12 protein-coding genes are annotated in these 14004 nt (G+C 57.2%); 3 read left to right on the forward strand and 9 right to left on the reverse strand.

The window, feature by feature from the left end:
* Nucleotides 1-145 precede the first annotated feature (145 nt).
* From acnA to AWB80_RS06555, 3 genes are read left to right on the forward strand one after another with little or no spacing between them, the layout of a single operon-like run.
* On the forward strand, nt 146-2770 hold the full coding sequence (gene acnA / locus AWB80_RS06545; RefSeq protein WP_061173825.1) for an aconitate hydratase AcnA: 2625 nt from the start codon (nt 146-148) through the stop codon (nt 2768-2770).
* Nucleotides 2771-2806: 36 nt separating this feature from the next.
* On the forward strand, nt 2807-3700 hold the full coding sequence (locus tag AWB80_RS06550; protein WP_061173826.1) for a GntR family transcriptional regulator: 894 nt from the start codon (nt 2807-2809) through the stop codon (nt 3698-3700).
* 40 nt (nt 3701-3740) lie between these two features.
* A complete protein-coding gene (locus AWB80_RS06555; protein WP_061173827.1) occupies nt 3741-4475 on the forward strand; it encodes an ABC transporter substrate-binding protein in 735 nt (244 codons plus the stop codon).
* A 267-nt stretch (nt 4476-4742) separates the two neighbouring features.
* Here the strand turns inward: AWB80_RS06555 and AWB80_RS06560 are convergent, their stop codons facing one another.
* The 9 genes from AWB80_RS06560 to AWB80_RS06610 form a co-directional block, all read right to left on the reverse strand.
* On the reverse strand, nt 4743-4961 hold the full coding sequence (locus AWB80_RS06560) for a hypothetical protein (RefSeq protein ID WP_061173828.1): 219 nt from the start codon (nt 4959-4961) through the stop codon (nt 4743-4745).
* 205 nt (nt 4962-5166) lie between these two features.
* Nucleotides 5167-5832, reverse strand: a complete 666-nt coding sequence (locus AWB80_RS06565) for an HhH-GDP family DNA glycosylase (RefSeq protein ID WP_061173829.1) — start codon at nt 5830-5832, stop codon at nt 5167-5169.
* A complete protein-coding gene (locus AWB80_RS06570) occupies nt 5829-6449 on the reverse strand; it encodes a 7-cyano-7-deazaguanine synthase (RefSeq protein WP_061173830.1) in 621 nt (206 codons plus the stop codon). Before AWB80_RS06570 ends, AWB80_RS06565 begins: the two co-directional genes overlap by 4 nt.
* Nucleotides 6446-7780, reverse strand: coding sequence for a nucleoside 2-deoxyribosyltransferase (locus AWB80_RS06575; protein ID WP_244206418.1), 1335 nt, complete (start codon nt 7778-7780; stop codon nt 6446-6448). Before AWB80_RS06575 ends, AWB80_RS06570 begins: the two co-directional genes overlap by 4 nt.
* Before the next feature lie 2 nt (nt 7781-7782).
* Entirely contained in the window at nt 7783-8169 is a 387-nt protein-coding gene (locus AWB80_RS06580; protein WP_244206419.1) for a hypothetical protein, read from the reverse strand.
* A gap of 1103 nt (nt 8170-9272) precedes the next feature.
* Nucleotides 9273-9788 carry a shikimate kinase gene (locus AWB80_RS06590; RefSeq protein ID WP_061173831.1) on the reverse strand — a complete coding sequence of 172 codons (516 nt, stop codon included), beginning with the start codon at nt 9786-9788 and terminating at the stop codon, nt 9273-9275.
* Between the two features lie 47 nt (nt 9789-9835).
* A complete protein-coding gene (locus AWB80_RS06595; protein WP_143327972.1) occupies nt 9836-10696 on the reverse strand; it encodes a hypothetical protein in 861 nt (286 codons plus the stop codon).
* A gap of 79 nt (nt 10697-10775) precedes the next feature.
* A complete protein-coding gene (locus AWB80_RS06600; RefSeq protein WP_143327974.1) occupies nt 10776-11870 on the reverse strand; it encodes an SH3 domain-containing protein in 1095 nt (364 codons plus the stop codon).
* Between the two features lie 539 nt (nt 11871-12409).
* Nucleotides 12410-13972 carry an SIR2 family protein gene (locus AWB80_RS06610; RefSeq protein ID WP_061173835.1) on the reverse strand — a complete coding sequence of 521 codons (1563 nt, stop codon included), beginning with the start codon at nt 13970-13972 and terminating at the stop codon, nt 12410-12412.
* Nucleotides 13973-14004 lie beyond the last annotated feature (32 nt).

A 14004-nucleotide genomic window follows, 5' to 3' on the forward strand; every position in this document is an offset into this window, starting at 1 on the left:
CCATACCCTGTAAGGCTTTCCGGCGGCCAGCAATCGATTCGGGCATGAACTCAACGCGCTTATTCCTCACTGCTATCTCCTTTTTTATGCATCTCGGGTTTGCACTGTATTGCATTTTCACCTGTGAAAGTGCAAAAATTCAGTCATGGAAAACACTAACCTCCCCCCCGAAGCCTGGTTGCTCTGCAACGACCAACGCTATCGATATGTCGATTTGCCGGCACTGTTCGGCGACCGGCTGACCCAGCTGCCCGTGGTTCTCAGACTGCTGTTGGAGAACGTCGTACGAAACACTGATGGCGATGAGCGCGAGGCGGCGGTCGAAGGAGTACTGGGATGGGTGGAGCGCGCAACGAGCGAGACGGAAATCGCGTTTCAGCCGAATCGCGTGCTGATGCACGACACGACGAGCACCCCGGCGTTGGTCGACATCGCTGGGATGCGCGACGCGCTGGCGGAGGCCGGTGCTGACCCTTCGTGCCTCAATCCCGTGCTACCCGTCGACTCGTCGGTAGACCATTCCCTCGCCGTCGAATACTTCGCCGAGTCGGATGCGGCGCCACGAAACCTGCAGCTGGAACTGAAGCGCAATGCAGAGCGCTATCGCTTCCTGCGTTGGGCGTCGAAGGCGTTGACCGGCGTGCGGATTCATCCGCCGGGGACAGGAATCATGCACACCATCAACCTGGAGCAACTCGCCACAGTGGTGACGACGGTCGAGCGCGACGGTGAGCAGTGGGCGGTTCCAGATACTCTGATTGGCACCGACAGCCACACCCCGATGATTAACGGAATCGGCGTGCTTGGATGGGGTGTCGGCGGGCTCGAAGCCCAGACCGTCATGTTTGGGATGCCCGTGATGCAGCGCATCCCGGACGTAATCGGCGTGCGCCTGACCGGTGCGTTGAAGCCCGGCGTGCTGGCAACAGACTTGGCGCTGACGGTCACGCAGCGCTTGCGGGCAATCGGCGTGTCCGGCGAGTTCGTCGAATTCTTCGGCCCCGGCGTCTCCACGCTCTCCGCTGGCGACAAGGCGGTCGTTGCAAACATGGCGCCGGAGTATGGCGCTTCGACTGGATTCTTTCCTGTCGACCAAGCCACGCTGGACTATCTGCGTGCGACCAACCGCAGCGAGAAGGCAATCCAGCTTGTTGAGGCTTTCACGCGCAAAGCTGGACTATGGTTCGACCCAGAGAACACACCGCGCTTCACGCGCACTATCGACATTGACCTCGCCAGCATCGGGATGCACATCGCTGGACCGCGTCGCCCGCAGGACTTGCTCTGCTATTCGCAAACCGGAGAGGCACTCGCGAAGTTGAACTTCCAGCCAGAGCAAACTCATGCGGGCATGCCAAGGCATCCCGTCGCGATTGCTGCCATTACCAGTTGCACTAACACATCCGACCCCGCACTCCTCATCGCGGCGGGGCTGCTTGCCCGCAAGGCCCGCGCGCTTGGGCTTACTGTGCCGGCTTGGATAAAAACGTCGCTCGGGCCGGGCTCGCCTGCGGCAGCGGCTTATCTAGAACGCGCGAACCTCATAGATGACCTTTCGGCAGTCGGATTCGATATCGTGGGGTACGGTTGCACGACCTGTATCGGCAACTCCGGGCCGCTGACGGCAGAGATTCGCGAGGCAGCTGCGAACAAAAGCGTCTATCCGGTGGCAATGTTGTCAGGGAATCGCAATTTTCCCGGCCGCATCCACCCGGACCTTGACCTGGGCTTCATCATGTCGCCCCCTCTCGTCATTGCGTTTGCATTGGCAGGGAACGCGGAGCTGGACCTTAGCTCTGAGCCGCTTCAGAACACACCGGACGGCAAACCCGTGTATCTCCGCGACATTTGGCCTCCACGTGACGAAGTGGCCGCTCTGGTCGAGGCGGCGGCGGACCCGCAGGACTATCCGCGCGCGTTTGCGATTGCAAGCAAGAATCCAGTTTGGCACGACCTGGAAGCGCCAGACAGCGCACGCTTCCCTTGGAACCCGGCCTCGACAGCACTGCGCCGGCCGCCGTTTGCCTCCGCTTCGCAAGGAAGCCAGCTTGGCAGCTACAGCGCTTATCCGCTGCTGGTTCTGGGCGACGATGTCACGACAGACCACATCTCGCCAGCGAGTGCCATTCCAAAGGACAGCTACGTCGCTGATTTCCTTGTTGAGCGCGGCGATGACCGGAACGACCTGAATGTCTTCGCCTCGAGGCGAGGCAACTGGGAGGTGATGGTGCGCGCGGCGTTCTATAACAAGACGCTCGTGAACAAGCTACAGCCTGAAGCGCCCGTCGCGCATACGCTGCACGTGCCCAGCGGCAGCATCATGCCAATTTTTGAGGCGGCTCAGCGGTATCAGGATGAAGGTGACTCTGTCGTGCTGGTGGCCGGTGAGCGATACGGCACCGGCTCCTCGCGTGATTGGGCCGCAAAGGGTCAGCGTCTTCTCGGAATCCGTGCGGTACTGGCTGTCAGCTTCGAGCGAATCCATCGTTCGAACCTGATTGGCATGGGGATTCTGCCACTCCGAATGGCGGGCGGCGCAACCCCCGACACGCTCGCGCTTCGCCCCGGTGATAAGCTCGAAATTGACGCACCCGCTGACGCTGTGTCGCCGCGCTGCAAGATTCCTGTGAAAATCGTGCGCGCGGATGGTTCCACCGAACAGGTCGAGGCCAATGCTGCGGTCGAAACTCAGCTCGAATGTCGACTATTGCGCTCGGGCGGGGTCATCCCACTGATTTTGAAGCAACAATTGGAGACGCAGGAGGCATAACGCCCGCCGCTGCGTCTACGCAGAAGGCATACCGCAATGATGGAAAAGACGATTGCGACTCGGATTGTTGAGCTCATCAAGAATGAACGCTTGACGGAAGGGGCTCGTCTGCCCGCGCAGATGCTCGCGGACCGGTTTCGCGTGTCGCGGTCCCCTGTCAACGAAGCGTTGGCGTTGCTGCATGAGAAAGGCATCGTTAGCCGCGAGAAGAATCGCGGCTTCTTTGTCGCAAAGCCGGTTGTTGAATCGCTTTCCGATGTCGTCGATGAGCTCGGGCTCGCCGAAACTGACGTAATCACCAGCGTCTATTTTCAGATTGCCGAGGACCGGCTCAAGGGCGCTTTGCCAGACGAATTCTCTGAGCAATTGATTCGAAACCGGTACGGCCTGACGAGCGCGCAACTCACGGCGGTTTTGACACGAATTTCTCAGGAGGGTTGGGCTGAACGCAAGCCGGGCTATGGTTGGCAATTTTCCACCATGCTGACAACGCCGGACAGCCTGTTGAAGTCGTATCGGTTGCGGCTTGCTTTGGAGCCTGCCGCACTGCTCGAGCCAGGTTATCGGCTTGACCACAAGGTTTTAGTGCACTGCCGTGAGGTGGAGAAGCATCTGCTCGCGGGTGGTATCGAGACCGACACGGCCGACCAACTGCATGACCGAGGTGTCCGATTCCACGAGTCGCTCGTCGAGGCATCGGGCAACGGCTTCTTCATCGACACGATTAAGCGAGTGAACCGCGTGCGACGCTTGCTTTCATATCGCTCAATGAAACATCGCGAACGTTATGTCGAGCACGCTAAACAGCATCTGCATTTGCTCGAGTTGCTTGAGCACGAGAAGAACGACGAAGCGTCGGAAGCGATGCGGGAACACCTCCTTCATACGCTCGACTCGTTGTCGCGCATCAGCGAAATTCTGGAACCATAAGACCGCATCGACGAGAGCGGTTACTCAACTGGGAACCGTAATGACTGTGGACCGCTCTGTAATCGACGCGTTTACACCGACGGGGAAGCTCCGCGCCTCTATCAACCTGGGCAACCCGATTCTTGCAAACAAGGATGCTGAGGCCGTTCAACCGCATGGGGTGTCGGTCGACTTGGCGTACGCGTTCGCCAAACACCTATCGGTCGAGCTGGAACTGGTTGTCTTCGACGCGGCCGGGAAGTCGGTTCAGGCGGTCAGCGAGGAGCGCGCCGACTTCGGCTTCTTTGCCATCGACCCGCTTCGTGGCGAGACCATCGCATTCACGGCACCTTACGTCTTGATTGAAGGTTATTACCTTGTCCGTGATGATTCGCCCATCACAACGAACGCGGACATAGACCAGCCGCACAATCGGGTGGCTGTCGGCAAGGGCAGTGCCTACGACCTCTTTCTGACTCGCGAGCTCAAATCAGCACAAATCGTACGCTCCCCGACTTCGCCGACGGTGGTCCAGACGTATCTCGAGCAAGGGCTCGAAGTCGCTGCCGGCGTGAAGCAGCAGTTGGAATCTGATGCTCGGAAGACGTTAGGCCTGCGCCTGCTGAACGAGCGGTTCATGGTCATCCAGCAGGCGATGGGCGTGCCGAAGAGCCGTGGGCTTGCGGCTGCCGAAACGCTTCGAGCGTTCGTAGAGGAGGAGAAGCGCTCTGGATTCGTCGCGGATGCGCTTGAACGGCATGGAATCAAGGGGGCGTCAGTTGCACCTCTGATTTAGCGGCTCAGGGATAAATATGTAAGACAATAATCGCATCTCGTGGAACGGCTTACGTGCCATCTGCTCCCAGTCGTAGCGTCGGGAGCGGCTACGGTAGAAAAGACCCGCCGCAAGCGACGGGTCAACCGAGAAGGCCCGTTCTTGCCTAACGCACAGATAGTCTATGGTCGATGAGGTAAACCACTCAAACAAAACGGCGAAATGCTATGTTTCGAAGAGCGGACCACTTGGAAGGGCGAAACAAAGGCGCTCAACGTTGCTGGTTTGTTAGTGCATCGATTTGCGAGCAATCAGTGCGTCGAGCGCGTCTCGGCCTGCCTGCAATTCGTTGATGGCAGCCGTGAGGCGTACCAGTGCCAAAGTCCGACTGGCTTCATCTGTCGACTTATCGAAGTGCTCCTCGACGGTTTTGGACGCAGCTTGAACTTCTCTCGACGCTTCAGCGATGCGAGCGACGGCCACCGCCTCGTCTCCCTTGTTCCCCATCGGATTTGCTAAATTTTTGCTCTCGCGTGTGATGCGCGCGGCCTCCTGTCGGGCGTTGCGCTTGACGCCTCAATACCGTGCTGGAATTTCAGCGCACGTAGCGGAGCTACATCAACGGATGGGTCAGCAACGTCAGGCTGCGAAGGGTCGTAACTGGCATTTGGTCAGAAAGGCAGATTCGAGTTAGGAATCTAGGCTGTTGCTCTTAAATGCCGAGGCTCAGTTGCGTCTGAGTTGGCACCGAGGCTCGACGCCATAGCCACGCGTCGAATTCCCGTCGCGGAAGCGCAAGAAGGTCGGCCGCGCAGCAGAAGGTTTTACGCAAGAAGTAGTAGTCGTCATTCTTGACCCCAGCCACTTTCGCAAACGTGCGGACGTGCCGGTCGACTGCAATGGAGTCGATTCCTACCAAGCAAGCCATGTAGTCGACGGTCTTCGGGCCGATGCCGTTCACCGACTGGATAGATTCGCAGAATTGCTCTGCCATGAGGCCGCGACGCAAGTCGTTCACATCCTCAATTCCGCCGGCCTCCAAAAACGAAACGAGCGCTTCGAACCGGTTCACCTTCTCATGATGGCGCCAATTCAGGAATGAACCAATTTCTCCCGCCCGAATCAGCGAGATGAGCGAAGAGACCGACTTCAGGTCTGGATATGTCCGAAGGATAGCCTGCACTCGGGGACGAACAACAGTCGCGTAATTGAGCCCCGCTTGTAGTACAGAATCTGCCAACACGGCGCCTAGATGTTCACACGTAGCACGCAGCGGTCGTCCTTCGTAAAATGCGCCTTCGCCCCTTGCGTGGTCGGCGATTCGACGCGCAGCAAACAGGACCTCGAGTGCGGCGCCCTCTTCTCGAGACTTCTTCATACTAGCTTCGCCTCCCTCAAGGCTTTAAGGCGCTCCACGCAATTTGGACACGCCCCGCAGGGAAACTGCGAAGCCGCTTGGCAAGAATAGGTCCGCCCCAAAGGCACGCCAAGCTCGACCGCAGCGCGTGCGACATCGGCTTTTGATGAATAGCGAAATGGCGAGTGAAAGCGAACAGGCCCAATGTTCGATGTCAGGCCGTCAAGGTCATTCATGAAAGCTGCGGTGCAGTCGATTTCTTTCGCGTGATTGCTGTTGATGAAACCGGTATAGACATCAAGGATGCCAACGGTCTGGGCACGCGCCGCTGCGGCAGCAAAGAACAGCATTGTTCGATACGGTATGTACAAATCATCGTCTTTGACCTCTTCAGTCCACAGGTCTGCTTCGCGAATCAGCCGCGAGTGCGAGCCTTTGAAGATGTCAGAAATGTTGAAGCGCTCAGGGCGAATCATGTCGGAAGGGAGAACCTCATTCACACGGTTCCATTCCATCTCGACGCAGTGTTGCCCGTAGTCGAAAAAAATTGGTACCACCGCGATGCCGCTTGATGCTAGCTGATAACCAACGGTCGTTGAATCTAAACCGCCGGAGGCTAGGAGAAGCACTTTTTTCACCGCGGTTTGCCCCTTAATTTGGCAACAACATTAAAAATCCCGTTGAGACATGCATCAAGGTCTGCGGAGTATACCGAACTTCCGACCATGACCATCGTATTCTCGTTTTCCCTTCGTGGGTCATAAGTCACGACAGGCTTCCCCATCTGAATCGCCATACCAATCTCGACGAGCGTGCCAGGGTCACGCCCCAGAGGGACTGCGAAGACCGCATCGCAATCTTCGAGCAGGCGGAGGTCTTTATGGTAGGTGTGGTGCAAGTCTCCTGCTGTGGCCGGTCGCTGCAGTTCACCGTTTTCATGTACCGGGCGTCGAACGCGGAAGTTGTGGTACGAGAGGCTTTTGGCTGCGGCGTCCAACTCCGGCTTGTCTACATATGAGAAGTCGGGACCTGCAAGATAGATGGAGTACCGAGGTCTGTCATGCCAAGGAAGCGACGTTCCCCCAAGCGACTGCAGTGCTGACAGCCCTAGTAAAAAACAACGCTGCACATCCCGCCGAAAATCATCGGGGAATGTCGTCTGCGAATATATCGTTGCGGCCTGGCAGCCGCGCCACGCCGCTGCTGACCAACCGAGATTGGCTGCAAGCCCCACCAGAACGGCTGAATAGACGTCCCCTACGCCGACAGAATTGACCGTCTGCCCTAACGTTGCGGGTATCTCCTCGACCGTATCACGGAGAATGTCGAACAGTCGGCTGCCCCCTCTATTCTCCTTCAGCAGCAGAATCTTCGGCAGCAACGTTTTCGCAGCACTCACCAGTCCACTGACGTCATCCTTGCCGAGGCGTTCGAATAGGGCTGATGAGGTCGAGATGATGACCGCAACGGTGCGCCCGCGAAAAGCGTCGAGGGAGGAGACGTCATCAAGGTCGTATGCGATGTCGAATGCAAAGGAAGCATCGGGCGCGAACGATGCAGCAAGCGTATGCATGTCAAACCGGCCCGGAAACACCAGAACTTGTCGATAGGCCTCAAGCCCTTGTACCGGCTCTTGAAGCAACAGTTGCTTTCTGTCGCGCATCAAATCTTCGTAACCCTGATGCCCGACTTCTGTTGCGTCTTGAATGATTACGACATTTGGTGCGCCGATGACATCGCCAAGCCAGATAAACTCTTTACACGAACAACTCTCGAGATAGCTCTTCGCCTCATCTACAAGGTAGCGGGGACAAAAAGCCGCAACCGAGTATTCGATGTTTGCGGCCCAAAGCCCTCGTGCTGCGTGAGCAACGCCACCTAAGCGAAGTTTGCACATTAAACCGCTTTGAGGCAGCGTGAAATCAACAACCAGTTCGCCTACAACCAGCAGCGTCTCTGTAGCAGCCATGGTTATTGCGGCACAAAGTCGGCTTCGATGGTCGGCACCGGTTTCGCCGCCGATTGTCTAGCTACTCCAACATAAGTGACACCAGCAGCCAGACACGCTGCGAGGTAGTTAAACGCGGTCGGAAGCGCGCCCACTGTTAACCCGTTGACGTCGACCGCAAAAACGCGTGGCGGGTGAAATGCGATGCTGAGCTGAGTACCGATGGCCGGTACCGCCGTGAACTGCGAATAGAAGGCACACTGGGCGACGTCTTCAAGCACGCAGCTAAACGCCTGTTTGCACTTGTCAACGCCGCTTGTGCCACCCGTCGTGCCGATTCCTTCACCTTCTGCATTCTTGGATTTCGAGCCAGGATAATCCGAAAGCGAACCCGAGCCGGAGCTGCCCATACGTCCCTCGTCTTGTTATTGAAGAAACTATTTCGCAGTGCGGAAACTCTTCTGTTTGGACTAAATTGTACAAGAGAGTACTGCTCGGTGGCCACGGACAAACGATGTCTCGCGCAATCGTGCGAACAGGGGAAATGGGCGACGCTTTAAATTGCATGAAGCCTCCCCCTTCGCGTCGGCCAGCGGCTCGTCTAATACCAGGTTCCCTCCTGCATCATCCGGTCCGACAGCAAGGCAAACTGTCGCTGAGGACGAGTCTAGAACAATAGGCGCGTAGTCGCACAGTTGGAAGGAACGTGTCGGTTCGCACCGACGTTCGCCTCAACGTTCGACGCGTACTTGCTTTGCATCGCCGTGCACGCGCAAGACATCGCCCCGAGGCGTTCTTTTACGGGGAATGTCGTCGAACGTCGGAACACGGCGCTCTGTGCCTTGTGGTGGTGGCACAGGCACCGCTACCGACTTCATCGCCACGTGTGGCTTGGCGCGCCCGATTGCGGGCTTCAAAGGCGCCACACGTTTGTTACTCGATTTGTGCTCGCGGCCAACGCTTGACGACGTCGAGCCATGAGCCTCGGGTGGATTCCAGACCTCGACGTAGTGCTGGCCGGCCGACGCCGTAGCGGCTGTCGTCAAGAATGCACTAACAACGATGGCCTTTAGCAAACGACTTCTCCTAAGTTTGCGCGCAGCCTAAGCGTGCTGAGCGAGCGCCGTATTCTGCCACGCGCAAGAGTCGCCCTCGTAACGCGCGCTAGACCGCGGAATCCGAAGGCGTATCTGCGAGACGCCATCTGACGCCCCTTATCCCGTCGAACGAAAAATGTCTAGGTGGGCGAGCTTCTTAGCCCGCCTAGCCTTGGCGCGCTCGGGGCATGCGCGTTAGTATTCGGGCGCAGCCGCTCACGAGCACAGGCAGCTGCGCGGATGGAAGCGCATCTCCGAGGCGATGGCATTGAGGCAAGTGAGGCATGGTTGCAGAACGAGAGCGGAGGAGGAAGACTTGTTGCCTACTTGCAGCAACGTGCAAAAATGGGAGCCACCAGCGCAAGGCAAAGAATGGTGTACGGGTTTGCGGCAGCGAAAGGGAGGCGAGAGAAGCATCAACGCGCTGCGCGCAAGAAGATGATGTCGGCGTTCATTCTAGGCTTGTGCTCACCGTGATATGAAAAAACCTCGCGGTCCAGCGCCGACCAATATTGAACGGTATCGGGCTCAGGTTCGAACCCGGTCTCGGCATCGATAAAATCAAGGTCGCTAGGGAGACCGATTGGCGAGTTCTTCTGCACGTAGATGCTCAAAGCGGCTTTGCGACGCACGCATTCGAGCACTGCATTCATGCAAACGCCAGATATTACAACAACTGTCGATACGGAAAGCTCGGCACGTAGCTTCGACTCGAGCGTCGACCTGTGCAGAGCGTTGACAAAGTGTCCCCTCTCCTTATCTATGTAGGAATCAAGGTCCACCATTGAGTAACCAACCACTTTGGCGACCTTGGCAGCCAAGGTGGTCTTCCCTGCGCCGGGACAACCGTCGAACGAGACAATGCCTTTCGGTATCTCTCGAATTGCGTCCACGAGTTCGCCTAGCTCTCGAATCTCGATTCGGCTTTTCATTTATGCATTGGAGATGGTATCACCGCCTGAATGGGACAAGCGCGTGCTCAATGTGGCAGTGGGCCGTTGTGCACGCGAGCGTGACTCACAGGATAGAGCGCGTTGTGCCAATCGTCATTCTCAAACTCTCCTACCGGCTGACCAGTGCTTGCTTCGACGTAGTCGATGACCGCGCACAAGCGGTCCGCATAGTTTTGGCAGACGCCCTGATTGAAGAATGGAAGCACAGAAATGCGCGTCGCTTGCATCTGCCCAGAGAGTTGGGCGAACTGAGACGCCCCGCGCATATATTCCGATTCGAGCACGTCCTCGACCGCCATGCCGATGTTAGCACTTACGCTCGGTGCATAAGCTGCAATCCAACGCTGAAGTTGCTGCTGGAAGACCTCATGTGTCTTACCAATCCAGTCAGCATAGGGCTGTTGCACGGGATAACTCGCGGGAGAAGTCGCCAAGATGTTCAAATGTTGTGCCTCTTGGGCGAAATGTGTCTTGACGAAATCTCGGTAAGACCGAAGCGCCGGCACCGGCTGAGCCTCGGTGGAGCTTCGATATATGTCAAACAGGATTCCGCGAATATGACGGCTTAGGGCGTAATTTAACTTACGAAGTCCAGTTTGCTCGCGCTTCTTCGCCTCCGTTTGTTGGCGTATTTCCAAAATGCGGTCGTATGCCACGATGAGCAGCAGAGAAGTCAGCAGCCCCGAACCGAAATTCTGCAAGAGTCCGGACCACCAAGCGTCAACATATTTCGACAGCACGATGAGGACCAACGCAACGACCGCAATGACCAAGCACGCGGCGAGACGAGATTTTAGCGGATTGAATCGTTCCATTCGGGGACGGACAAGGTCGAGTTGCGTGACGGCCGACACGGCCGCGCTAAAAAGAGATGGTCGCAAATGCATCAGCGACGCCGGTGGCGATGGCAGGCGTCCCAACGGTGAGTTCTGGCGATTTGAATTTGGAGCCAGTGGGTTCGACTGCTCACCGAGCGAAGGCGGACGTATATCGCAGCAGCACCCAGCCGCTTTTGAGTTCACCCGTGTCGGCGTCGAGATACTCAATATCGAGCCATGCGCCGTCTTTCTTCATACTTCGTACGACCTTCCCAAAGCGCAGGACATCGATGACCGGCGACCTGACCTTCGGATTTTGATGAACCGTAAGCTTGGTGGCAGTCGTGAAGCGCAGATACGGCCGCTCGGCGGCAGAAAAGAGGTCTAGGCCACGAGCGTTGACTTCCTTCTTGGCTTCGCGCGGCGAAAGATGCAATATCCCTTCTCCGAAATCAACGAGCTTCGGATAGACGTAATTCTGGACACATGCCTCTAGAAGCTGAAGGACGAACCAGAGCAGAACGCCTCGGGCGAGGAGCCCCGCGCCCGCGAAACTGCTAAGCGTCGCCCATAACTCAGACGACGTCGCAGAATTGCGCACTGCGTCGTTGAACGCTTCAACCTCCTCTTTCTCGTTGGCCGACGCTGTTTGAAAAGACTCAAGCTGCGCCTCCGTGTCAGCCGGCACCGCAGGGTCCGCTATCTGGCTATCGAGGAAGCCAGATACCTGCTCAAGTAATCTTGACAGGTCGTTCGTCGGGGTCGCGCGGGCGAGCGCCGAGAAGTGCTTCTCGAGGACTGACGCTTGGCTATGCGCATGCTCCATCCAGCGGCTCGCGCTTGAAGCGACGTCGTCGAGCGAAGATTGCCGACGACCGAGAGCCATCTGCCAACGAGATACATCTTGTGCGAGCTTCTCCAATGGCGATTCGAATCGCTTGATTGAGGCGGCCAGTTGCTCAAACTTCGAGATATGCGTTTCGAGAAGACCCTGGAACTTCGGAATGTGCGGCTCAAGAAAAACGTCCAGTGACTGCACCTTCGCGTCCCAAGCGGTCATCGACTCGCGAATCCGGTCGAAAGCAGTGTGGTGTCGCTGCAGATTGGTCAGGAGCGCCTCTTGGAGCGCTAGGCTGGTGCCAAAAGCTTCGTCAATCGGAGTTTTGCGGCTTTCGGCGCTGCCGAACACCTTGCCTACTTCTGATTGAACTCGGTCCAGTGCGTTTGGATTCGACTTCGACATTGCCGGCCGCTCCTCTTATCCCCACCCGTCATGTGGGGATTCGTACTCTCTGTTGTTGGATTGCGTCTTCGACACAGAAGTCATCGAGTCCGCTCCGTGTCATTTTAGTCGAGGCGCGCAATCTGCATCTTCTGCCTACTGCTGTTTCAATATCTCCGTCTCACCCTGGTCTGAATTCGAGGTGGAGCTTCACGAGGTCTGGTTGAATCCGGGCTATCGTGGCTATCGTCTTGGTTCGATGCTGAGCGAATGCGTGGCCGACTTGGCGGCCTTCACTGCGGGAGTTGGAGGAAAGAGCGAGCGCGGCTAACCTCAGTCAGGCCCTTGGCCTTGCGGTAACCGGCGACGTGTACTCGACTTCAGGTGAAGCGTTCGTCGAGAGCACGGCGCAGGCGCTTATCTATGCCGTGGACGAGCACGAATGGTCCGCTCTCAAACTCGGCGACGTGGTTTTTGCCCCGTATTGGTAAGTGTCCTACGGCAGCCAAGTATCAACGACGCCACACCCCACAAGCCTTCAATCGTTTCTCGAGTTCCTCTTATTCCCATCCGTAGGCGGCACGGTCGTACAGACACGCGAGCTTACGGAACGCAGTGGAATAAGGCGAATTGCTGAATTTGTCAGCGTGCTCGACCAGAAAGTCATGAATCAGTTGGTAGTCGTCCCGCGTCCACTTGGCAAACGGAAGATACTGCGCAACGATTTCAGGTGGGCGCCGCTGAATCATCTCCCAGACTGACTGGTCCTTGTAGTTCCGCCGAAAGCCTTTAAGGAGCCCCTTCGGCCGAAACGCTTCCGGCTTCAATTTCACGTACTTGTCGACTTCGAAGGCGGACGCCTCGTACTCCTGCGCCGACGTGATACCCGCTGCACGAAGAAGGAAGAATACCGGCAGATACGTCAAGCCCTTCGATAGTTGCGGCATCGCCTCGGCGAGCACACGCGCGGCGTCGTAGCCTTTGTCCTTGAAAACAAGGTCCTGGAACAAGTTCAGTGGCACAATCGCCTTGTAGCCAACGTCTGCCAAGCGATTGCGCTCTTCTTCAGCACGCTCGGCGGCCACGCCAACGCCCACAACGAACTCGATATCCTGGCGACCGTTGACCTGGTCGACGTCCACGACGCAGAGCTTGCCTTGCGGGTCGCTCGTCTTTACCAGTTCATAGAGCTGCTCTTTGCAATAGCGAAGGACACGCGCGGGAATTTTGCGCTTGGTCGAGTCGATAGCCTCGTATACGCCGGTGAATGACGCAGCTTTCACGAGCGTGATGGGAATCTGGACTGTCTCGAGAGCAATAACGGTCTGCGCCACGGAGTCGGGTTCGCCTTCATGCGCGCGTTGAACGAAAATCAGATTGTTGTTCAGCTGCTGCAACTTTTCCTGACCGATGCAGGCACAAATCGCCTTCAGCAACGAGATGATGTTCCTGTCGCTCAACGAATAGCCCATGAACACGACCGGATGTTCGACGAAAATCGTGATGAGCTTGGCGGCGAGGTATGCGTTGCGCTCGTTGAAGTCCTTATAGTCGGGCTCGGTCAGCACCAGGCTGCGCGGCGTGTTCACGCAGCCGTGAATTTTGTAGATTTCGCCGATGGACTGCGGGTTCGAAAACAGCAATTCATCCTGCCCGACATATACACGGTAGTCGGGAAACAGGCTTTGCAGGAATGTATCCCAGTTGGTCGTGATGATGCCGTCCACGTTCAACCGGCTGAGCGCGGCAATCTCGTCACCGTACTTGTGCTGGCTCAGGTCGGGCAATCCCGCGCTCTTCAAGTAGTCGCAAATCTCAACCCGCAGCGGGCCGGTGCGCTCACCGATGTTCTTTCCGTGTTTTTCGCGGCTCGCGGCATACGCCTCATGGGTCCACCAGACTTCGTGAAAATCCTCCGCCATCAGGGCGGCCACCTTCGGCAGGTCGCCGTTTGCTGATGATAGGTAGTACTCGTAGGGCTTGATGTGCTCGCAAAAGCGACGAAGCAGGCCTTCCCAATCCTCGAGGTTCAGATACCGACGGGACAATCCTGAGCCTGCAAACAGGAAGGGGCCGGAGTTGTGAGCCTGGAGGTGCTTCGCGAGAATCTCGGAGATATTCATTGACTGGAGGGCTTGAGCGAGCGGAAATGCCC

This window comes from Caballeronia pedi, assembly GCF_001544915.2.
Taxonomy (GTDB): domain Bacteria; phylum Pseudomonadota; class Gammaproteobacteria; order Burkholderiales; family Burkholderiaceae; genus Caballeronia; species Caballeronia pedi.